A 21,013-nucleotide genomic window follows, 5' to 3' on the forward strand; every position below is an offset into this window, starting at 1 on the left:
GCAGCCGGGAGAACTCACTATGGCGCGCGCAGAAAGCAGGATCGTCCTGGCGGTGATTGCTGTATTCGTAGCGCTGGGTGGAATTGCGTCGTCGATCCGAGGCTTGCTTTACGAGAGCCCGGCTCTTGTTCATATCGGGGCGTATGCGATGGTGCTCGGCGTCGCCTGCTTCGTGCTGCTGCTCCGTCCGGGTAAGGGAGCCGGCAAGTAAGGTGAGAGGACCTAGTGTCGGCCCGTACGGCCTGGCGCGTCGCGCTCGGTTGTCAGAGCGCCGGATCGAACGGGATCGAAGGATGGAGCGGCGAGACTCACGCACCGGGGATTTACCTCGGAAACACAATGGAGGTCGATGATGAACAGACGGAATTTTGTACTAAAAGTAGCGGCTGTCAGCACCGCGGCGAGTTTGACGCTCGCGGGCTGCTCCGTGACGCCGGGCAGCGGCAAAAGCCCTGAAACCGATGCATCGAAGCGCCAGGCGATCGACGCGAGTGTTGACGGTACGTTGAGCCGGCTTTTCGCGACGATCAAGGGCTCGCACGAACTCGCAGCGAAAGCCCAAGGCATCCTTGTGTTCCCGGATGTGAAGAAGGCGGCCTTCATTGCTGGGGCAGAGTATGGCGAAGGCGCATTGCGTGTGGGTGGCACGACAGCGGGCTACTACAGCACAGCGGCTGCTTCATTTGGATTCCAGGCCGGTGCCCAGTCGACGGCAGTCATTTTCATGTTCATGACGCGGGACGCGCTCGACAAGTTCCGCAACGCGGCTGGGTGGTCGGTTGGCGGCGACGCGGCGGTGTCAATCTTGAAAGTGGGTGCGAACGGCACAATCGACACGACATCAGTCTCCTCGCAGGTCGTGGCCCTCGTGTTGACCAATGCCGGGCTGATGGCGGACGCTTCGCTCAACGGCGCCAAGGTGACAAGGCTGAATCTGTGAAAGTGAAACGCGGCCTGCCCCAGATACGCCAGCCTGCCTGACCGGTAGTGACGGGCGCGGGGCTGGCGGAGCGCCGCGCGTCCGGTGCGGACGACGTTCGGGCGTACGAATGCGCCGCGGGCCCGGTCGTCGATCAGCCCGCCACGCGGACGTAGCCGGCGGCGCATCTACCCGCACGGAAGCGGTCGCGATATCCGTCACGCCCAGCATGAACAACTCGCTGGCGATGAATCGACTATCTTTCAGAGAGATGGGTGCAGTGGCATGGTTCTGTTCCGACTACCATGGTTATGGGCGTGCCCTGGATTGTCGCCAGCAGATCATCGAGGCGACCTGCTGGGAGACAAGTTATGTTGCTCACACCGATTACCGAACGGGTGTTGTCCAGGCAATTGCTCGATGTTCTGATCCGTGCCGGACTCATTGCCGTTCTGGCTGTTTTCTGTTTCCGGATCTTCGCCCCGTTCCTCAACCTCATGGTCTGGGCGCTCGTCCTCGCGATCACGCTGTATCCGCTCCAGGTCAGACTCAGGCGTACGCTTGCCAACAAGGACGGCCTGATCGCCACTCTGATCATTCTGGTTGCGTTTGCCGTCATTCTCGTGCCGACCTATATGCTGGGCGTTGCGGTGGCCGACTCGTTGGAGAGCGTGGTGGCCGTCATCAAGAGCGGCAGCTTTCACATTCCTGCGCCGGCCGATTCGGTTGCCAGTTGGCCGCTGGTCGGGCAGAAGGTGCACGACTTCTGGCAACAGGCCTCGACGGACCTCACCGGTCTCGCGCACCGGTTCGCACCTCAGCTCAAGGAAGCCGGACTTGCATTGCTCGCCACGGTCACCGGCCTGTCGGCGGGACTGCTGATCTTTTTCGTCGCGCTGATCGTCGCGGGGATTCTGATGGCTCACGGCGAGACAGGTCATAAAAGCGCGGCGCAGATCGCTGCGCGCATCTCCGGTCCCGAGACCGGCCCGCAGATCACGGAGCTCTGTACGGCCACGATTCGCGCCGTGGCACAAGGCGTGGTGGGGATCGCGTTTATCCAGATGTTGTTGATTGGCATCGGCTTCGTGATGATGGGCATTCCCGGTGCGGGCCTGCTGGCGCTCGCCGTGCTGCTGATCGGCGTCATGCAGTTGCCGGCCACGCTGATCACGGCGCCTGTGATCGTCTTTGTCATCGTCACCGAGGGTGTCAGTACCACGACGATCATCTTCGCGGTCTACGTGTTCGTCGCGGGGCTCGTCGACAACGTGCTCAAGCCATTGCTACTGGGACGCGGCGTCGCCGTGCCGATGCCTGTCGTGCTGATCGGCGCGCTCGGCGGCATGGTATCGGGCGGCGTCATCGGCCTGTTCATCGGTCCAGTGATGCTTGCGGTCGGGTATCGACTGTTCTGGCGATGGGTGAAAGACCAATCCGGTCCCGAGCAGCCGAAAGAAGAGCGGCAGGCCTGATGCTGCCTGGGCCGATCGGTGGACGTGAGGCGCGTGCTGAGTTGGGCATCGAGGTTGCCGGCCGCTAGCCGCGGGTACAACAGAGCGACGGTCGGCGGCGCCATCATTTCAGATGGCTGTTGCGCCAGTTGCGCGGGGTCACGCCGAAGCGTGAATTGAACCAGTACGTGAAGGAGCCCTGCTGTGAATATCCGAGCAACGCCGAAACCCGCCCTATCGGATAGCGCGGGTTGCTCATGTAGCGCACGGCAAGTTCGCCCCGAACCTCGTCCACCAGACTCGAGAAGCTCGTATGCGCCAGTTCGAGCTGGCGCTGCATGGTGCGAACGCTCAGACGCAAATGGCGGGCAACCAGTTCGACCGTGGCCTGCTCAAGGGGCAGCAGCAGGTAGATTGCCTTGCGCACTTCCAGCGCGGTCGAATCGGCACCCGCCACGTTGAGCGAGTCGGCGAGGCTCTCGGCATAGCGCACCAGTTCCGGGTCAGCGGAGGGATTCGGGTAGTCGAGATCGGCGGCCGCACACACGAAACCGTTGAAATCGCTTCCGAACTCCAACGTGCAGCCGAAGAACCGTCGATGAAACGTCAGGTCTGCCGGCCCTTGGTGAACGAAATGGACCGAACGCGGTTTCCAGTGATTGCCGAGCAGGGCGCTGGAGTGGCGCCCGAGCACGCCGACCGCGAGTTCGATCGCCTGCTTCGTCGGAGTGCCCGGTTCGACCACCAGTTCTTCCCGGATGGTGACCGATTCACCGGCGTCCTCGACGTGCATGGCGAGGGCTTCGTTCAGCAGATGCCGGTATTGGGCCGCGGCCAGCAGCACCTCGCGAAGCGTGCGCTTATGCGCGAGCAGGACATTGATCACACCAGTACCGAACTTTTGCCGCGTCCCGGCCATCTGCAGCGCGAAAGTCGGGCACGACGCCTTTTCGGCCGTCAGTTCCAGCAGCCGGCACGCGGCTGCTGCCGGAATGCGATCGTCCGGATTCGCAAGCGCCGCGGTATCGATCCCGACCTGCTTCGCCAGCTCGACCGGGTTCAGACCGACCCGCCGCGTCACATCGAAATAGCCGCTCATGGCTACCGCGCGCAACATCGTTTCCATCGCTATGTCTCCGCTCACCTGTCGCCGGCAGCGTCCCTGGCCCCGTGTCCATGTCTGCTGATTAGATGCCTGCCGCACGTACCGGTGTTAACGCGTAGTGGCATGAATTCCGAAAAGAATGGCGCCGTATCGTAAAAGTGTAGCGCAGGATTGCCGTATCGTGCATCTCAACGGTTCATCATGTTCCGACCAGTTGTCAAGCGGCCAGCCGTGTCGCGAGCGTCGGAATACCCGTCACCCTATTGGAGAACACGATGCAATTCCTCGACGATTCGCTGCACCCCGAGAACCAGGACAAGGTTGTGATCACAACCGCTCCGTACGGCCCGGAATGGATGCCGGAGGACTTTCCTGAAGACATTCCGGTGACGATGGAAGAGCAGATCCAGAAGGCCGTCGACTGCTACAACGCCGGCGCGACCGTCCTGCACCTGCACGTGCGCGAACTGGATGGCAAAGGCTCGAAGCGCCTTTCGAAATTCAACGAGCTCATCGCCGGCGTGCGAGCGGCTGTGCCGGACATGATCATCCAGGTGGGCGGCTCGATCTCGTTTGCACCGGAAGACGACGGCCAGGCGGCGAAGTGGCTTTCCGACGACACGCGTCACATGCTGGCCGATCTCGACCCGAAGCCCGATCAGGTGACGGTCGCGATCAACACCACGCAGATGAACATCATGGAGTTGCTCTATCCGGAGTACTTGGAAGGCACCTCGTTGTCCAACCCTGCGTTCATGGCCGCTTATAGCGAGATGACGGTTCCCGCCGGCCCGGCATGGGTCGAGGAGCACCTGCGCCGCCTGCAGGCTTCGGGTATCCAGCCGCACTTCCAGCTCACGGGCATCCATGCGCTGGAGACACTCGATCGCCTGGTGCGCAAGGGCATCTACAAGGGGCCGCTGAACCTGACGTGGATCGGTATCGGCGGTGGCTTCGACGGCCCGAACCCGTTCAACTTCTTCAACTTCGTGCACCGCGCGCCGGATGGCTGCACGCTCACGGCCGAGTCGCTGCTCAAGAACGTGTTGCCGTTCAACATGATGGCGATGGCCATGGGCCTGCATCCTCGCTGCGGGATCGAAGACACGATCATCGACGCGCACGGCAACCGGATGACGTCGGTGCAGCAGATCGAACAGTGCGTGCGTGTGGCGCGCGAACTGGGCCGCGAGATCGCCTCCGGCAAGGAAGCGCGCGACATCTACCGAATCGGCGTGCAGTACGAAACGGCCGACGAGACACTCGCGGCCAACGGCATGACACCGAATCGCAAGGCCGGCGTGAAGAACCTGCCGCTGCGCGCGGCGTAAGGGATTGGAGCGCGGCAGACGTTTCGTGGATGCCGCGTTTTAGAAGGTAAGGCCCGCCGGCATCCCGGTGAGGGCCGCGCGGTATCCATAAAGGCCGCCTTTGTCCTGCTGGGCAAAGGCGGTCACCAACGAGTTGAACACGAAGGAGACGACTCATGTTCACGCATGCCGAGCCTACGACTGGCAATATTTCGACGGCGCAAAAAGACGTGCGCGCGTATGCATGGGTGGTATTTGTTTTGACGGTCGGGTTGCTGCTCTCCGACTATATGTCGCGACAGGTCCTGAATGCGGTGTTTCCGATGCTCAAGGCCACATGGCACCTGTCCGACACGCGGCTGGGTTCGCTGAGCAGTGTGGTCGCGCTGATGGTCGGCGTGCTCACGTTTCCGCTGTCGGTGCTCGCCGACCGCTGGGGCCGTGTGAAGAGCATTGTCCTGATGGCGGCGATCTGGAGTCTCGCGACGCTCGGCTGCGCGCTTTCGACGAATTATGGCGAGATGCTGCTCGCGCGCGCCTTCGTTGGGATCGGTGAAGCCGCCTATGGCAGTGTCGGCATCGCGGTCGTCCTGAGCATCTTTCCGGCACGGCTGCGCGCCACGCTCACCGCAGCGTTCATGGCCGGCGGCGCTCTTGGTTCAGTGCTGGGCATGGCGCTAGGCGGGGCAGTCGCGGCTCACCTGGGCTGGCGCGCGGCGTTCGGCGCGATGGCGGCCTTGGGGATCATACTGGTCGTCATCTACCGGTTTGCCATCACCGAAGAGCGGCTCGCGCCGCTGCAGCCGGCAAACGCGCGCCGCCAGACGCAGGGCGCCGGTATGCGCTTGAGCTTGCGCAGCTTGATGCAGGGGCTCTTTTCGACCAACTCGGTCGTGTGTGCCTACGTCGGCAGCGGCATCCATCTGCTGGTTCCGGCGGCCGTATGGGCGTGGATGCCCAGCTTCCTGAACCGCTACTACGGCATGTCCACTGGCAAGGCGGCCATGAGCGCGTCCGCGTTCGTGCTGGCCACCGCTTTCGGCATGGTGGTGTGCGGAAATCTGACCGACCGGCTCAGCAAGCATGGGCGGGAAAGGAAGTGGAGCGCTGCCGTCGCCTTCTGCCTGCTCTGCTTCGTGCTGCTGATGGTCGGTTTCCGGATGCCGCCGGGTCCGGCACAACTGATCGTGATCGGCGCCGGCATGTTCTTCTGCGCAGGCGCGACCGGCCCCTCGGGGGCGATGGTTGCGAATCTCACCCCACCGTCGATCCATGCGTCGGCGTTTGCCACCCTGACGTTGGCGAACAATCTGCTGGGGCTGGCACCCGCTGCCATCCTGACGGGCATCGTGGCCGACCGGATCGGGCTGCTCGGCGCGTTGCAACTCGTGCCGTTTGCACCCCTTGTCGCGGCGGTCGCTTTCTACATCGGCAAGCGGACCTATGGCGCCGATGTCGATCGCGTAAGTGCCCTGCGTGAACAGGCCGGGGGCTGACCCGACGGTCCTCCGCGAGCTTTAAACCTGGCGGGTGCGCCTGAGAGCAGGACGGGCAGCCCCATCACAGGCCAAATAAATTTGCAGTTCGAGTAAAGGATAGGAGATTCGATATGGCAAAAGCAGTGCGTTTCCATGAAACCGGTGGTCCCGAAGTCTTGCGCTATGAAAACGTTGAAGTGGGCGACCCCGGCCGCGGACAGGTCCGCTTGCGCCATGAGGCAGTGGGCCTGAATTTCGCCGACACCTACTTCCGCAGCGGCCTGTACCCCGTGCCGCTCCCTGCGGGCATGGGCGTCGAGGCCGCCGGTGTGGTCGAGGCAATCGGCCCCGACGTGACCAACGTCGCAGTCGGCGATCGCGTGACCTACACCGGCTTTCTCAACACACTCGGCGCGTACAGCACTGAACGCCTCGTCCCGGCGGCACCGCTCATCAAGCTGCCGGATGCGATCTCCTGCGAAACGGCTGCCGGCATGACGATGCGAGGTCTGACCTCGTCGTACCTGATGCGCCGCATTCACGATTTCAAGGCGGGCGACACCATCCTGCTGCATGCCGCCGCCGGCGGTGTCGGCCTGATTGTGTCGCAGTGGGCGAAGCTGCTGGGTCTCACCGTGATCGGCACGGTTTCGAATGAGGCCAAGGGCGAGATGGCCCGTGCGCATGGCTGCGACCACATCGTCTACTACGGACGGGAGGACGTCGCGAAGCGCGTGCGCGAACTGACCAACGGCGTCGGCGTGAACGTCGTGTTCGACAGCGTCGGCAAGGATACCTTCGAGGCGTCGCTCGATTCGCTCAGGCGCCGTGGCCTGATGGTCTGCGTCGGCACGGCGTCGGGGCCAATCCCGCCGTTCAATCCCCAGCTTCTGGCGATGAAGGGCTCGCTCTACCTGACGCGCCCCGCGCTGGCGGACTATATCGCCGACCCCGCGGAAAAGGACGAACTCGCCGGCGAACTCTTCGGGCATGTCGCCGCAGGTCGCATCAAGATCGAACTCAACCAGCGTTACGCGCTGGAGGACGCGGCGCAGGCCCACCGCGATCTTGAATCGCGCAAGACGACTGGCTCGTCAGTCTTCGTCATCTGAGGAGAACACCATGCGAGTCGAACAATTGACATGCGCCATCGGCGCCGAACTGGTCGGCGTGAATCTGGCCGACGCCGTCGACGATGACGGCCTGTTTGCGGAGATCCGTGCGGCGCTGCTCAAACACCGGGTGCTGTTTCTGCGCGACCAGGACATCTCGCGCGCCGAGCATCTTGCGTTTGCGCGCCGTTTCGGCGAACTGGAGGACCATCCCGTCGCCGGCAGCGACCCGGAGCATCCGGGCCTCGTACGCATCTACAAGAACCCGGATCAGCCTAACGACCGGTATGAAAACGCGTGGCATGCGGATGCCACCTGGCGCGAGGCGCCGCAGTTCGGCGCTGTCCTGCGCTGCGTGGAGTGCCCGCCCGTCGGCGGCGACACGATGTGGGCAAACATGGTGCTCGCCTACGAGAACTTGCCGGACCACATCAAGGCCCAGATTGCAGATCTGCGCGCCCGCCACAGCATCGAGGCGAGCTTTGGTGCCGCGATGCCGATCGAAAAACGTCTCGCTCTTAAGGCGCAATTTCCGGATGCGGAGCATCCAGTTGTGCGCACGCACCCGGAGACCGGTGAGGAGGTGTTGTTCGTGAGTGCCTTCACCACCCATTTCACCAATTACCACACGGCGGCGCGCGTGCGCTTCGGGCAGGACGCCAATCCGGGTGCGGGTGACCTGCTGCGCTATCTCATTAGCCAGGCGTACATCCCCGAGTACCAGGTCCGCTGGCGCTGGAAGCCCAACAGCATCGCGATCTGGGATAACCGCAGCACACAGCACTACGCCGTGATGGATTACGCGCCGTGTCACCGCAAGATGGAGCGCGCCGGAATTGTCGGTGACAGGCCGTACTGATTGCATCATGACTCTCGATATGACACCAACCATCCTGATGGTGCCGGGCTTGCGCGACCATGTCGCGGAGCATTGGCAAACACTGCTGGAGCGGATGCTGCCCAAGGCCGCCTCAGTGCCGCCGCTCGAGCGCGACAAGCTCAGTCGCGCGGCGCGCGTCGCAGCGCTCGATGCCGCGCTCGCGAAAATCCATGGCCCGGTGATCCTCGTCGCGCATAGCGCGGGCGTGATGATCACGGTGCACTGGGCCCAGCAACACAGCCGCAGGATTCACGGCGCGCTGCTCGCCGCTCCTGCCGACCTGGAGACGCCGCTGCCGGCGGGCTATCCGGCCATCGATGAACTGGCCCAGAACGGCTGGCATCCGGTTCCACGCAAGCCGCTGCCGTTCCCGAGCATCGTCGGCGCGAGCCGCAACGATCCGCTCGCGCAGTTCGAACGTGTCGCGACGATGGCGAAAAACTGGGGCAGTCGTCTCGTCGACCTTGGCGAAGTCGGTCACCTGAATCCGGCCGCAGGGTTTGGTGAATGGGCGATGGCGCAGACGCTGATCAATGAGCTTGTCTGATCAGAACCGGACCTGCACAGCCAGATCGGGACGCGAGCGAGCGGGCCTTCCCGGAGCGAAACCTTCTTCGACTTCATCTGCCCGCGGTGCCTTATCGGCAAGCGCAATCCGGATGAGGCCGTGTCCCGCTCGCAGCGATGCTGGCAGTCATGGTGTTTGCAGTCCAAAGCTAGAGGAACAGGAAATGTCACGTCAGATACCGGTTGGAGTGGTCGATGAACTCGCGCCAGGCCAGCGCAAACTGGCCTTCGTCGATGGCCGCAGCATTGTCCTGTTCAACATCGACGGCACGATCCACGCCATCGACAACGCATGTCCCCACAACGGGGCCTCGATCGCAAGCGGTCAGCTCGAGGGGTGCGTGCTGCGCTGCCCGGCGCACGGTCTGCGCTTCGACGTGCGCACCGGCTGCATGCCGGGCGTAGGCGGGTTGAGCCTGACGACTTTCCCGGTTCGGGCCGTCGACGGGAAGCTGGTCGTGAGTCTCGAGGACCCGGCCGCCGGTCCCGCGCCGGCACCGGTGGGCAATTCGGCGCCGTGATCCGGGCCGTGCGGGAACATACAGCTATTTAGGGGAACAGAATGCAAGGTTTGATGATGCAGCAACCGCTGCTGGTTGCTTCGCTGCTCATGCACGCGGAACGCCATCACGGCGACCAGGAGATCGTGTCACGACGGGTCGAAGGCGACATTCACCGGTATCGGTACCGGGATTTTGCGCAACGCGCGCGCCGCATGGCAAATGCCCTCGCAAGCCTCGGCATCGAGCCGGGCGAGCGGGTAGGGACGCTGGCGTGGAACGGCTACCGGCACATGGAGCTGTATTTCGCCGTGTCCGGGGCGGGGTCCGTGTTGCATACGCTCAACCCCCGGCTCCACGTCGACCAGCTCGCGTACATCATCGAACATGCGGAAGATCGCGTTGTGTTCTTTGACCTGACGTTTCTGCCGCTGATCGAGAGCGTCGCGTCGCGGGTCAAGAGTCCGAAGGTCTTCGTTGCCATGACCGATCGCGCGCACATGCCGCGAGACCATGAGCTGCCGGCGAGGCTGCTGTGCTACGAGGAGCTCGTCAACGGTCAAAGCGACGTTTTCGACTGGCCTCTGCTGGACGAAAACAGCGCGTCATCGCTGTGCTACACGTCTGGGACGACCGGCAATCCGAAGGGGGTGCTATACAGCCATCGCTCGACCCTGCTGCACACCTACGCGGCGGCGCTGCCGGATGCGCTGAACTGTTCGGCGCGCGACGCGATCCTCCCGGTCGTGCCGATGTTCCATGTCAACGCGTGGGGACTGCCGTATATCGCCTGCATGGTGGGTGCGAAGCTGGTGTTTCCGGGGCCGGCGCTGGACGGCCAATCGCTCCATGAACTGATCGAGGACGAACAGGTCACGCTTTCGGCCGGCGTGCCGACAGTCTGGCAGGGACTGCTTGCGCATGTCGACGCGATCAAGGGTTCGTTCTCGTCGATGAAGCGCACGATTATCGGCGGCGCTCCCTGCCCGACAGCGATGACGGCGGCGTTCCAGGAGCGCCATCACGTCGACGTCTTGCATGCATGGGGTATGACGGAATTGAGCCCGGTTGGCACCGTCTGCAGTTTCAAGGCACATCAGGTGTCTCTGCCCGCGGCGCAACGCTACGCGCTTCAGGCGAAGCAGGGGCGTCCGGTGTTCGGCATCGACATGAAAATCGTCGACCTGCAAGGCAACGCGTTGCCGTGGGACGACACCGCGACTGGCGACCTTCTCGTGCGCGGTCATTGGGTCACGCGGGAGTATTTCAGCAGTGACGACACACCGGCGCTGCGCGACGGCTGGTTCCCGACCGGCGACGTCGCCAGGATCGATCCCGACGGCTTCATGCAGATTACGGATCGCAGCAAGGACGTCATCAAATCCGGCGGCGAATGGATCAGTTCGACCGACATCGAAAACGTCGCGTACCTGCACCCCGAAGTCACGACGGCGGTATGCATCGCCGCGCGGCATCCGAAGTGGGACGAGCGGCCGCTGCTGCTGATCGTGAGGAAGCCGGGCAGCACGCTCGCCGCGGACGAACTGCTCACGTTCTTTGACGATCGGGTTGCGAAGTGGTGGAAGCCGGACGCCGTGTTGTTCGTCGACTCGGTTCCGCTCGGTGCCACGGGCAAGGTGCTCAAGAACCGCCTTCGGGATCAGTTCGGCGACTACTACCTGCCGGCCTGAGATACCTGCGTGGCAACAACACAGTTTCATTCGAACAACAAGTCATAAATTGCCGGGTCTACCCGGCGCGCCCCACACTCGGAGGAGACGTAATGAAATTAAAATCGTATAGCTCGGCAGTGCTGCTAGTGTTTTCCGCGGCGGCCCATTCCCAGTCGTCGGTTACGCTCTATGGCGTACTCGATACGGGACTTCTGTATCAGAGCACCTCGGCCGCAACCTTTCTGCCGAACGCGCGTAACCTGGGGCATGTCTATCAGCTCAAGGACGGTGGAATCTATTCCAGCTTCTGGGGCCTGAAGGGAAGCGAGGACATCGGCGCCGGCTACAAGATCACGTTCAAGCTGCAAGGCACGTTCAACACCACGAATGGCAGGTTCGGGCTGTCCGACACGCCCGGCACGACCGCGATCTTCAACCAGTTTGCGACAATCGGCGCAACCGGGCCGTTTGGCACGTTCGACGCCGGCCGGCAGATCATCCCGATGATCTACGCCATGGCGGAAACCGACGTACGCGGCGCGCAGTATTTCGGCAGTATTCTGACCGCGTGGCTGGGCGTCAATCAGGCAGCCGGCTGGCCCGGCACCAGCACGAACGCTCCAATCGGCGCCCTCTATGACAGCAACGCGCTGGTCTACAATTCGCCGAAATTCTATGGCGCGTCGCTTGCGCTCGAGTACGCGCCGGGTGGCGTCGCGGGACAGTTCCAGGGCGGCACGCGTGAGTCGGCTGTACTCAAGTATTCGAATTACGGTCTGAACCTGTCCGCTGTGTATTACAACGGACATGACACCAATCCGTTTCCGCAGAACTTTCCGGCGGCTCCGGCCGTGCCTGCGACAGGCGAGAGCAATAACCGTTTCTATTATTTCGGTGCGATGTATACGATCAGCGGGTTTTCATTATCCGCCTCGTACGCCATCGGCAAAAACCCGGCGAAGAGCAATACCGTCGACTTCGAAATGGCGTCGGGCGGCCTCGGCTACCAGTTCAATCCGCGCTTCAAGATCACGTCCGGCTACTACTACCTGAAGGACCGGAACAATTCAGCGAATCACTCGAGCGAATTCGCAGTGGGTGCCGAATACAACCTGTCCCAAAGGACCAAGGCGTACGCGCAAGTCGGCTATGTCGACAACAAGGGGACGATGAACCAGACGATCATCTATGGGAATCCGGTTGCGCCGGGCGTCTCCACCACTGCGGCCATGGTCGGCATTCGCCATAGCTTCTGATCCCGTCACCTTCATGAACCGGAGTAATCTATGAAAGCAATCACACTCGCGCTGGTGGCCGCCGCATTCGTTGCGGTATCCACGACGGCGTGGTCCCAGACCGGTGAAGCAGCCAGTGCGCAAGGTGCGTCCGCGACGGCGGCATCGGGCTCCGTGGCTCCCGCGGGCAGGAAAGCGGACCGTGCCCTGCGCCGCAGGATTTATGCCGCCTTCGGGAAGGACAAGGAGATCAGCGCCGGAGACATCAGTGTCATCGCGAAAGACGGCGCGGTGACACTGAATGGCGCGGTCACGGAAGCTGCCCAGATCGGCAAGGCCGAGGCGATCGCCAGGGGCGTTCCAGGAGTGACGTCGGTGACCAACAAGCTGACGGTGAGGAAGCCGCTTGGCGGCATGTAAGCTGCAATAGCCAGGCACATGGAGTACGGCGAGGCCGAAGACAACTGGCCGCGCCGGCTTCCACCCATATAGGGTGACACCCGATCAGGCGGCTTCGCGCAGCCCTTGCCTCCTTGCGAGATGATCGCATGTGCAAGGACATCGTCCGAGAGGCAAAGGCACGGTTCAATTTTTCTGACGCTCGACGCGACCCTGTTTGCCGAGTAGAAATGCGTTGCACATGGCGTCCAAAACCGGCGGAAGCCTATCCTGCCATGCCTTGTTGTCACGTCTCTAGCGAAAAGAACGGGCGTCGCGGTGAATCTGCTCGCTCGTCTCGCACAAATAAGCTGCGCCACTGAATGCGTGGATCCTTGATCTGCCGAGCTTTGATCCAGCCATGCAGGAACTGAACTGGCGGTACGAAGCCGAGTGACAAATGACGTCGACTGCGCTAATAAAACACTAGCGTGTATTCGAACAGCTCCGCAGCGACTTCCTGATGGGTGCGATAGTGCGTTAGCAGGCACCCGTTCGTTCTTTAGGCTGTTAAAGAAGGTCTTCATCAGTACATTTCCAACAATTACCCTTGCCGCTCATCGAGCAGCGCATCCGCTGGAAGTCGAGGCTAGCAAATTGGGTGCCTCCGTCCGAACGATACCGCGCGCCGGGTTCAGGCCGACGCGGAAACCTCCAGCAGATTCTGCGTGACATGCAGCTTGTGTTTCGAGTCCGTCACGACACGATAACGACGCTTGTGGCCCGGGTCGCAGGACAAAGGCAGGCAAAGGCCGCAATAGCGAACTAATATGTTTTGGGAAACCGGTCGCAAATGTTGGAGGTCCCGATGAAGAAATCTGAAAGACGGGTTGCGATTGCATTAGTGGGCATCGCCATCTGGCTCAGTGGTCTCTATTTCGCCATTACCGGACTGGTCTATGACCGCAGCATGGAATACCGGTACGGCGCGCTCGCCATTTTCGTCGGCGTGGCGATCGCGGTCATTGCGCTGAACCTGATCTCGATTCCCGGCTTGCCGCGCAAGAAAAAGCAGACCTAGCAATAGCAGCGTGCTCACTGTGAACCGAATGCCGGCGCAGGTGTGGTTTCGTTTTTCTTTTTCGTCTGATCGCGCGTATCGCTCTTCGCTTCACGCGTCCTTTTTTTGCGCCGCCCGCCGCGTGTCCTGCATCCGCTTCGTCGCCGCGGCGCCTGTTTGTGCGTAGAACCCGCTCATATCGTTCGCCAGACGGGAGTTCTGCGCATCGCATTGCGGCGCTGCGAGCCGCTCGATACGCAACCGGATCACCCTCGCAATCCACGCATAGTAACGGGCTGTGTTGCAGTAAGAGATGACCGGTGGAATTCCAGCAATACAAAGTTGCTGCTGAGAGAATCGACGAAAACGCTGAACCCGCCGTTGGCCGAGGTATTGAAACGCTTGCGCTATCCACTGGAGGTGATTCTGACGTGCGTGCGCTGGTACGTCGCCTATCCGCTGAGTCTGCGGCATCTTGAAGAAATGATGGCCGAACGTGGAACGTCGGTCGATCATTCGACCGTGCCCCGTTGGGCGCTCAAGCTGTTGCCGGTACTGGAGAAAGCGTTTCGTCGTCGCAAGCGGCCAGATGGAAAGAGCTGGCGAATGGATGAGACGTACATACGCGTCAAGGGCGACTGGAAATATCTTCACCGGGCCGTCGACAAGGACGGTAACGCCATCGAATTCCTGGCGCGCGCCCATCGGGACAAGACTGCAGCCCGGCGTTATTTTGAGAAATCGATCGCCCAGAATGGCGTCCCGGAGACGGTGACCATCGACAAGAGCGGTGCCAATCTCGCGGCGCTCGAAGCCATCAATGCTGACCGTGAAACGCCTGTCAAGATCCGCCAGTCCAAATATCCCAACAACCTCGTCGAGCAAGACCATCGGGCGATCAAGCGGCGCACCCGACCCATGCTGGGGTTCAAGACTTTTCGCTGCGTCCGGATTCTTCCTGGCGGCATCGAAGTGATGCATATGATCGCCAAAGGACAGATGAAGTGCGCTCGCGGAACCCATCCGTCCGCCGCAGATCGATTCCACGAACTGGCAATATAAGCAGTGCTTCCCATATCGATCACTTTTCGGCTGCGAGCCTTACTGCAACAAAACGCCGAGTGGGCATCGGTTTATGGTGATGTATGCTTTAACCGCACGAAGCGCAGTTCGGGTGCGCCAAGGCTTTCGTAATAGCGTTAGCCCGGGGCGATCCAGCTCTCACAGAGGTGACCTCTCGGAAGGGATCTCCATGACCCCCTCTATGCAGTGTGAATCCAGTCATGCCATGGTCTCCGCCAGACTGCCGGCGCACGCTGGATTATATGAAGGCGTGTGGTGTGCCATTGGGTGCGCCTGCTTATGGCTGGCCGTGACCAGCTTCCTCGTTCTGTCGACGGCGGCCATCAGTCCAGCGGCAGCCGCGTTGCCCGCCGGGCTGCAAAACATCCTCAACAATGTGACGGGTGGGACCGCGCCGCCAGCTTCCGCAGTGCAGGCTGCATCGGCACCAACGCCCGCGAGTCAGGCCGAACTGGCGCGCTCACTGGACAGCCTGATCGGCACGCTCGAGAGCGATCCACAACGCAAAGCGCTGGTAGCCCATCTGAAGGGGCTTCGTGAAGGTACCCAAAGTGCCGCCCCCGCTGCGCCGGCATCGTCCGGACAAGGCAAAAGCGATATGCTCGGCGCGATTGCGTCAGGCATTGCGTCTGTCGAAACGGATTTGAGTGAAGGGCGCACACCCTTGCATTACTGGGCGGCCCGTTCGAGCGCGGCGGCCGACGATCTTTGGACTATTCTCAGCGGCGGAAGCGGGGAGTCGTTCGGCCATGTCCTGCTTGGCATGATCGCGACGTTTGTGGGTTGGGGCGCGTGCGCTGGCCTGCTGATCTATCTGCGGCGGCGCATCAGTGCGCGTTATGGCTGGAAGCTCACGCTGGAACCGGGTCCAACTTCGTTCGAACTCTTGAGTTTTGCATTTTGGCGGACGGCGCCATGGATCGCCGCTTTCGTGGCGGTGGCGCTGTTCATGCGCGGAATGCCTGACGCGCTCGGCGGCACGCTGGGGCTTGTGATCGTCTATGCCATAGTCGCGGGTTCGATCTTCTCGGCAATCTGCCTGATTGTGTTCTCTGCGTTCAACACGGCACACCGGCGTGTCGCAGTTCATCAACTGCTCGCGCAAAGCCGCTGGCCGCTTTTCGCTATCGGTGCATGTGGTGCGCTCGGTGACGCGACGGCCAATCCAGACGTGACAAACCTGCTCGGTTTGAATCTCGCCGGGCTCGTATCGGCATCCGCAAATGTGGCTGCGGCCCTGCTGATCGGTTATTTCGCACTCGCTTACCGGCGGCCCGTCACGCATCTGATACGCAATCGCCCGTATGCGCAAAGGCGTGATCACAAACTCGCCACGGAAGCGCTCGATATCCTGGCATCGCTGTGGAACATCCCGGTCCTTTTAATCGCGATCGCATCGGTTTTTACGATCGTTGATGCGCGCGGTTCGGAAGAGAACGTACTACAACCGTCGCTTCTCAGTGCGCTGTTACTCGTGCTCACGCTGTTCGTGTCGGCGCTGCTGATGCACGTGACGCGTCGAAGGGACACGCGCGCCCAGCGCCGCGCGCCGCACCTGATGCGACTCTTGCGCTTCGTGAGCACGCTGCTCGTCCTTTTGATGTGGCTCGCGTACATTCAATTCGAGCTGGACCTGTGGAGCGGACCGATCGCGCGAATGATCAAGCACAGTGCGATGACACCCAGTTTCAAGCACGCACTGATTACAGTTGTCGCGACGGTCTTTGGCGCCTGGTTCATCTGGATACTGTGCGACACCGCCATTCTCAACGCGCTGGGCCCGAGCAGTTCGCGGAACAAGGCACTCGATCCCGGCATGCGCGCACGCACTATGTTGCCGCTCGTGCGCAACGCTGTTTTCGTGGCGGTTGCGACCCTCGCCGCCATCGTCGCCGCCGCCACCCTGGGCGTCAATCTTACGCCTCTCCTTGCGGGCGCAGGCGTGATCGGTCTTGCAGTCGGCTTCGGTGCGAAGACGCTCGTCACCGACCTGATCACGGGGCTCTTCATCATTGTCGAGGAGACGATCTCGGTCGGTGACTGGATTGAGATTGACGGCAGCCACGCCGGCATCGTCATGGACCTGACGATTCGCACGGTCCGGTTACGTGACGGACAAGGCGCGGTTCACACCATTCCCTTCTCGCAGATAAAAATCGTTAAAAACCTGTCGCGTGACTTCGCCAATGCGGTGTTCGAGGTACGAGTGCCCTTCTCGCTTGACCTTGATGAAGTCACACGCATGATCGTGGAAGTGGGCGAAGACCTGCAGGGAAACTTTCGCCTGCGCAACGAAATACTTGCGCCCGTCGAAGTGTGGGGGCTTGAGCGTTTCGAGGCTAACTGGATGGTTGTGAAAGGGCAGATCAAGACGCGGCCGATGCAGCAGTGGGGCGTGGTGCGCGCTTTTAATGCGCGGCTCAAACGAAAGATGGACGAGGCGGGTATTGAGATTCCAGTGCCGCATATGCGGGTTCACACCCCGCCGAGCGGACCGAGAGCATGGTCACAGCCTGACGATGGTGGCCAGGACGAGAGGGAAGGGCAGCGCCGCGGTTGAAGCGGTAATTGGTGCCGCAAGTGCCATATCCCAACGCAAGTGCATCGACGGCATAACCCCAATCTGCTCGCATGCATGAATTCGTTTCTCTCCGATGCCAGCACGGATCCGGTTGCTTTGCACCGATCTGTCGGACGATGTCGTAGGATCGAGCGGCCGGAACGTGTGTCGGGAAGCTCGTCATGCCCCCGACCGACAGCAGGGCAAAGCGGTGCCGCCCATCGGGGACATCAAACTCACTCCGTCTCCAGACACACCGACTAGCTCGGGTGGGAGTGCCATTCGTGCCTCCATTGCGCAGAACAGGGAGCGGACGCGGTTTTCGTCAACGTTGAAAGGCAGGTCGTGCGTCCACGACGTCACGCTCGGGACGTCGGCATAGCGGCCATGCTCCTTCCAGTACTCCGTCATCTTGGCGGGTGACGGGCGCACGCGCCGCATTCCCATAACAGGCTCGAAACTGACCTTGATCTGCGCGAAGCTTGCAGGAGAAATGTTGTCAGCCGTGTGAAAGAAGGACGGCATACCGTCGCCCCGGCGGTCGCCGCCCGTCACCGAAGGAGAACAGGCTGCCGAGTCGATTACGAACTGATCTGAACTGAAACGCACTTCAGCCAGCGTTATCGATCGGCCAATAAACCCAAAGTCCTATTGTGGCAAAGCGTCAGCAAAGCTATTTTTTAGTTTGTACCGTGCTGCGTCGCGCGTTTGTCGATCTGCCGACCGTAACCGTAGCCACTTTGTTTACCGGGGTCAGCATGCCATTGCGCTCGGCTCCGAGTCGCATCCGGTGCGACTCCTACGCCCCCGGGGCCCGCTAGTCATCACCACAGGCATGAGTCCGGGAGCGGCATTCACGTACGCAAAGAAAACTGCCATCCGGTTTGTAGAACGGAGAGTTGTTGCCGCCCCCTGAAACCTGCAAGAGATTCGTCACACTCGCAATTCAGGACCAGCATGGTGAGCACGGAGACATTCAACCTCGGAGTTCACTCCGAGGCCGGCAAGCTGCACAAGGTGATGGTCTGTTCTTTGTGACAAAGATGCGCGAACGCGGCGTTGAAGTCGTCGAGATGCACCATCTGCTTACCGAGGCAGTCAAAAACCCCGAGGCACGAACGTGGATCCGCGAACGTAAGACCCGCCCGAACACGACCGGCGTGGGCCTTGCCGGCGAAGTACGGAGTTGGCTCGATAACCTTGAACCGCGCCGGCTCGCAGAATTCCTGATTGGTGGCGTGGTTGTGGAAGATGTTCCGGATTGAGAACACGGCAATGCGCAAGGACAGGAGACATCGATATGGGCACACATCCTACGACGGCTGCTTCGGAGCAGACTGGGCCTGGCAGCGATGAACTTCGGCTGATCGATACGTGGTGGCGCGCATGCAACTACCTCTCGGTCGGTATGATCTATCTAATGGACAATCCGCTACTGCGCGAGCCGCTCAAGGCGGAGCACGTCAAGCCGCGGCTCCTCGGGCATTGGGGCGCGAGTCCAGCGCTTTCGTTCGTTTGGGCGCATCTGAACCGCGTGATCAAACGCGACGATCTGGACGTGATCTTCATGGCGGGTCCCGGACACGGAGCTCCCGGCGTACTCGGCCCCGCTTATCTGGAAGGCACCTACTCGGAGGTGTATCCGGACAAAAGCGAAGACGCAGAGGGGATGCAGAAGTTCTTCAAGCAGTTCTCGTTTCCAGGCCACATCGGCTCGCACGTTACGCCCGAAACTCCTGGCTCGATCCACGAAGGCGGCGAACTTGGCTATAGCCTGTCGCATGCGTACGGAGCCGCGTTCGATAACCCCGAGCTCATCGTGGCCTGCGTCGTTGGGGATGGCGAAGCGGAGACGGGACCGCTTGCCACGGCCTGGCATTCGAACAAGTTCGTCAATCCGGCGCGGGACGGCACCGTATTGCCGATTCTTAACCTGAATGGTTACAAGATCGCTAACCCCACCGTGCTTTCACGCATCAGCCACGAAGAGCTGGAAGCGCTGTTCGTGGGCTATGGCTACAAGCCGTATTTCGTCGAAGGTTCGGACCATGCCGAGATGCATCAAAAGATGGCGGACACGCTCGATACGGTCGTCGCCGAGATTTGCGCGATCCACGATAAGGCGCGCGCTGGCGGCGAAGTCGAGCGGCCGCGCTGGCCGATGATCGTGTTGCGTACGCCCAAAGGGTGGACGGGACCGAAGACGATCAAAGGACACAAGGTCGAGGGCTCGTGGCGTTCGCATCAGGTGCCGTTCTCCGACGTGCGCGGCAATCCCGCGAATCTCGAGCTTCTGGATAGCTGGCTGCGCAGCTACAAGCCCGAAGAACTGTTCGATGCCGACGGACGACTGCTTCCCGAACTGAAAGCCCTCGCGCCCAAAGGACGACGTCGCATCAGCGCCAATCCGCATACCAACGGCGGAATACTGCGCCGTGAATTGAAGTTGCCCGATTTCCGCGCGTATGCGGTAGACGTGACACAGGCGGGCAAGGTGCTGCAAGAGAATACCCGGCCGCTCGGGGAATTCCTGCGCGACACGATGCGCGAAAACATGAACACCTTCCGGGTGTTTGGCCCCGACGAAACGGCGTCCAACCGCCTTCAGTCGATCTACGAGGTCAGCAAGAAGATCTGGATGGCCGATCTCCTGCCGGAAGACGAGGACGGCGGGGAACTGGCGCGCGACGGCCGGGTGATGGAGATGCTGTCCGAGCATACGTTGATGGGCTGGCTCGAAGGCTATCTGCTTTCCGGGCGGCACGGTTTCTTTCACACGTATGAGGCATTCGCGCACGTGGTGGACTCAATGTTCAACCAGCATGCGAAATGGCTGGACATCAGCAAGAATCACGTGCCGTGGCGTGCGTCGGTATCGTCGGAGAACATTCTGCTGTCGTCGACTGTGTGGCGGCAGGATCACAACGGTTTTTCGCATCAGGACCCGGGGTTCATCGATCTCGTAACCAACAAGAGCCCGTCCGTCACGCGCGTCTACCTTCCCCCGGACGCGAATACGCTGCTTGCCGTGGCCGACGGGTGTCTGCGGTCGACCGACTGCATCAACGTCATCGTCGCGGACAAGCAGAAGCACCTGCAATTCACGACCATCGACGAGGCAATAGTGCATTGCGCGAAAGGCTTGGGCGTCTGGCGGCGCGCAAGCAACGACGAAGGTGAGGAACCGGATGTTGTCATGGCCGCGTGCGGCGACGTTGCCACCCAGGAGGCGCTGGCGGCCACGGCCATCCTGCGCGAACGGCTGCCGGAGCTGAAACTGCGCTTCGTGAACGTCGTGGACCTCTTCAGGATGCAGCCCGCGAGCGAGCATCCGCATGGCTCGACCGAGCGCGAGTTCGACAGCCTCTTCACCGTCGACAAGCCGGTGATCTTCAACTTCCACGGCTACCCGTGGCTGATCCACAAACTGGCCTATCGCTTTCGCAATCACGAGCATCTGCACGTACGCGGCTACAAGGAGAAGGGCAACATCAACACTCCGCTCGAACTCGCGATTCTCAATCAGGTCGACCGCTTCAATCTGGTGATCGACGTACTCGACCGCGTGCCGCGATTGCAGGGCAGGACAGCGCATCTCAGGGAAGACATGAAGGACGCGATCATCAGCAACCTGGACTACGCGCACACGCATGGCATCGATCGCGCGGAGATCACCGATTGGGTATGGCCCGAGTGAAC

The 21,013-nt window shown here is 61.5% G+C and carries 17 protein-coding genes and 2 pseudogenes; 17 read left to right on the forward strand and 2 right to left on the reverse strand.

The window, feature by feature from the left end; translation table 11 throughout:
• Positions 1-19: 19 nt before the first annotated feature.
• The 3 genes from P0D80_RS31055 to P0D80_RS31065 all read left to right on the forward strand — a co-directional run bounded on the left by P0D80_RS31055 (position 20) and on the right by P0D80_RS31065 (position 2,394).
• Positions 20-211 carry a DUF2964 family protein gene (locus P0D80_RS31055; protein WP_132383159.1) on the forward strand — a complete coding sequence of 64 codons (192 nt, stop codon included), beginning with the start codon at positions 20-22 and terminating at the stop codon, positions 209-211.
• 141 nt (positions 212-352) lie between these two features.
• Positions 353-940: a BPSL1445 family SYLF domain-containing lipoprotein gene (locus tag P0D80_RS31060; RefSeq protein ID WP_408182183.1), complete on the forward strand. Its 588-nt coding sequence runs from the start codon at positions 353-355 to the stop codon at positions 938-940.
• A gap of 350 nt (positions 941-1,290) precedes the next feature.
• Positions 1,291-2,394 (forward strand): AI-2E family transporter, encoded by a 1,104-nt coding sequence (locus tag P0D80_RS31065; protein WP_408289613.1) that lies wholly within the window; start codon positions 1,291-1,293, stop codon positions 2,392-2,394.
• 103 nt (positions 2,395-2,497) lie between these two features.
• Here P0D80_RS31065 and P0D80_RS31070 read toward each other — a convergent pair whose 3' ends face one another.
• Positions 2,498-3,499 carry an AraC family transcriptional regulator gene (locus tag P0D80_RS31070; protein ID WP_408182187.1) on the reverse strand — a complete coding sequence of 334 codons (1,002 nt, stop codon included), beginning with the start codon at positions 3,497-3,499 and terminating at the stop codon, positions 2,498-2,500.
• Positions 3,500-3,753: 254 nt separating this feature from the next.
• Here P0D80_RS31070 and P0D80_RS31075 point away from each other — a divergent pair, with 254 nt between their 5' ends.
• From P0D80_RS31075 to P0D80_RS31115, 9 genes are all read left to right on the forward strand, one after another.
• On the forward strand, positions 3,754-4,809 hold the full coding sequence (locus P0D80_RS31075) for a beta-keto acid cleavage family enzyme (protein ID WP_132383167.1): 1,056 nt from the start codon (positions 3,754-3,756) through the stop codon (positions 4,807-4,809).
• A gap of 155 nt (positions 4,810-4,964) precedes the next feature.
• A complete protein-coding gene (locus P0D80_RS31080) occupies positions 4,965-6,284 on the forward strand; it encodes an MFS transporter (protein ID WP_408289617.1) in 1,320 nt (439 codons plus the stop codon).
• Positions 6,285-6,397: 113 nt separating this feature from the next.
• A complete protein-coding gene (locus P0D80_RS31085; protein ID WP_408289620.1) occupies positions 6,398-7,378 on the forward strand; it encodes a quinone oxidoreductase family protein in 981 nt (326 codons plus the stop codon).
• 10 nt (positions 7,379-7,388) lie between these two features.
• Complete coding sequence (locus P0D80_RS31090) at positions 7,389-8,237, forward strand: TauD/TfdA dioxygenase family protein (RefSeq protein ID WP_408289623.1); 849 nt, start codon at positions 7,389-7,391, stop codon at positions 8,235-8,237.
• A gap of 7 nt (positions 8,238-8,244) precedes the next feature.
• The gene (locus tag P0D80_RS31095; RefSeq protein ID WP_408289626.1) at positions 8,245-8,805 is read left to right on the forward strand and encodes an RBBP9/YdeN family alpha/beta hydrolase; all 561 of its coding nucleotides are present in this window, start codon (positions 8,245-8,247) and stop codon (positions 8,803-8,805) included.
• Between the two features lie 184 nt (positions 8,806-8,989).
• Complete coding sequence (locus tag P0D80_RS31100) at positions 8,990-9,346, forward strand: Rieske (2Fe-2S) protein (protein ID WP_408289629.1); 357 nt, start codon at positions 8,990-8,992, stop codon at positions 9,344-9,346.
• A gap of 41 nt (positions 9,347-9,387) precedes the next feature.
• Positions 9,388-11,016, forward strand: coding sequence for a 3-(methylthio)propionyl-CoA ligase (locus tag P0D80_RS31105; protein WP_408289632.1), 1,629 nt, complete (start codon positions 9,388-9,390; stop codon positions 11,014-11,016).
• A gap of 92 nt (positions 11,017-11,108) precedes the next feature.
• Complete coding sequence (locus tag P0D80_RS31110; protein ID WP_408182199.1) at positions 11,109-12,254, forward strand: porin; 1,146 nt, start codon at positions 11,109-11,111, stop codon at positions 12,252-12,254.
• A gap of 30 nt (positions 12,255-12,284) precedes the next feature.
• Entirely contained in the window at positions 12,285-12,653 is a 369-nt protein-coding gene (locus tag P0D80_RS31115) for a BON domain-containing protein (RefSeq protein WP_408182201.1), read from the forward strand.
• Positions 12,654-13,002: 349 nt separating this feature from the next.
• Here the strand turns inward: P0D80_RS31115 and P0D80_RS31120 are convergent.
• Positions 13,003-13,322 (reverse strand): annotated as a pseudogene (locus tag P0D80_RS31120) (IS3 family transposase); the annotation flags it as partial.
• Positions 13,323-13,479: 157 nt separating this feature from the next.
• Between P0D80_RS31120 and P0D80_RS31125 the strand changes: the two are divergent.
• The 5 genes and pseudogenes from P0D80_RS31125 (at position 13,480) to P0D80_RS31145 (ending at position 21,011) form a co-directional block, all read left to right on the forward strand.
• Entirely contained in the window at positions 13,480-13,692 is a 213-nt protein-coding gene (locus tag P0D80_RS31125; protein ID WP_132383185.1) for a DUF2964 family protein, read from the forward strand.
• 327 nt (positions 13,693-14,019) lie between these two features.
• A complete protein-coding gene (locus P0D80_RS31130) occupies positions 14,020-14,733 on the forward strand; it encodes an IS6 family transposase (RefSeq protein ID WP_408289659.1) in 714 nt (237 codons plus the stop codon).
• Between the two features lie 226 nt (positions 14,734-14,959).
• Positions 14,960-17,314, forward strand: a complete 2,355-nt coding sequence (locus P0D80_RS31135; protein WP_408289662.1) for a mechanosensitive ion channel family protein — start codon at positions 14,960-14,962, stop codon at positions 17,312-17,314.
• A gap of 1,025 nt (positions 17,315-18,339) precedes the next feature.
• Positions 18,340-18,570 (forward strand): annotated as a pseudogene (locus P0D80_RS31140) (arginine deiminase family protein); the annotation flags it as partial.
• 44 nt (positions 18,571-18,614) lie between these two features.
• A complete protein-coding gene (locus tag P0D80_RS31145; protein WP_408289637.1) occupies positions 18,615-21,011 on the forward strand; it encodes a phosphoketolase family protein in 2,397 nt (798 codons plus the stop codon).
• Positions 21,012-21,013: the final 2 nt, after the last annotated feature.

Origin of the sequence: Paraburkholderia sp. RL17-373-BIF-A (assembly GCF_046030175.1) — a bacterium.
Taxonomy (GTDB): Bacteria; Pseudomonadota; Gammaproteobacteria; order Burkholderiales; family Burkholderiaceae; genus Paraburkholderia.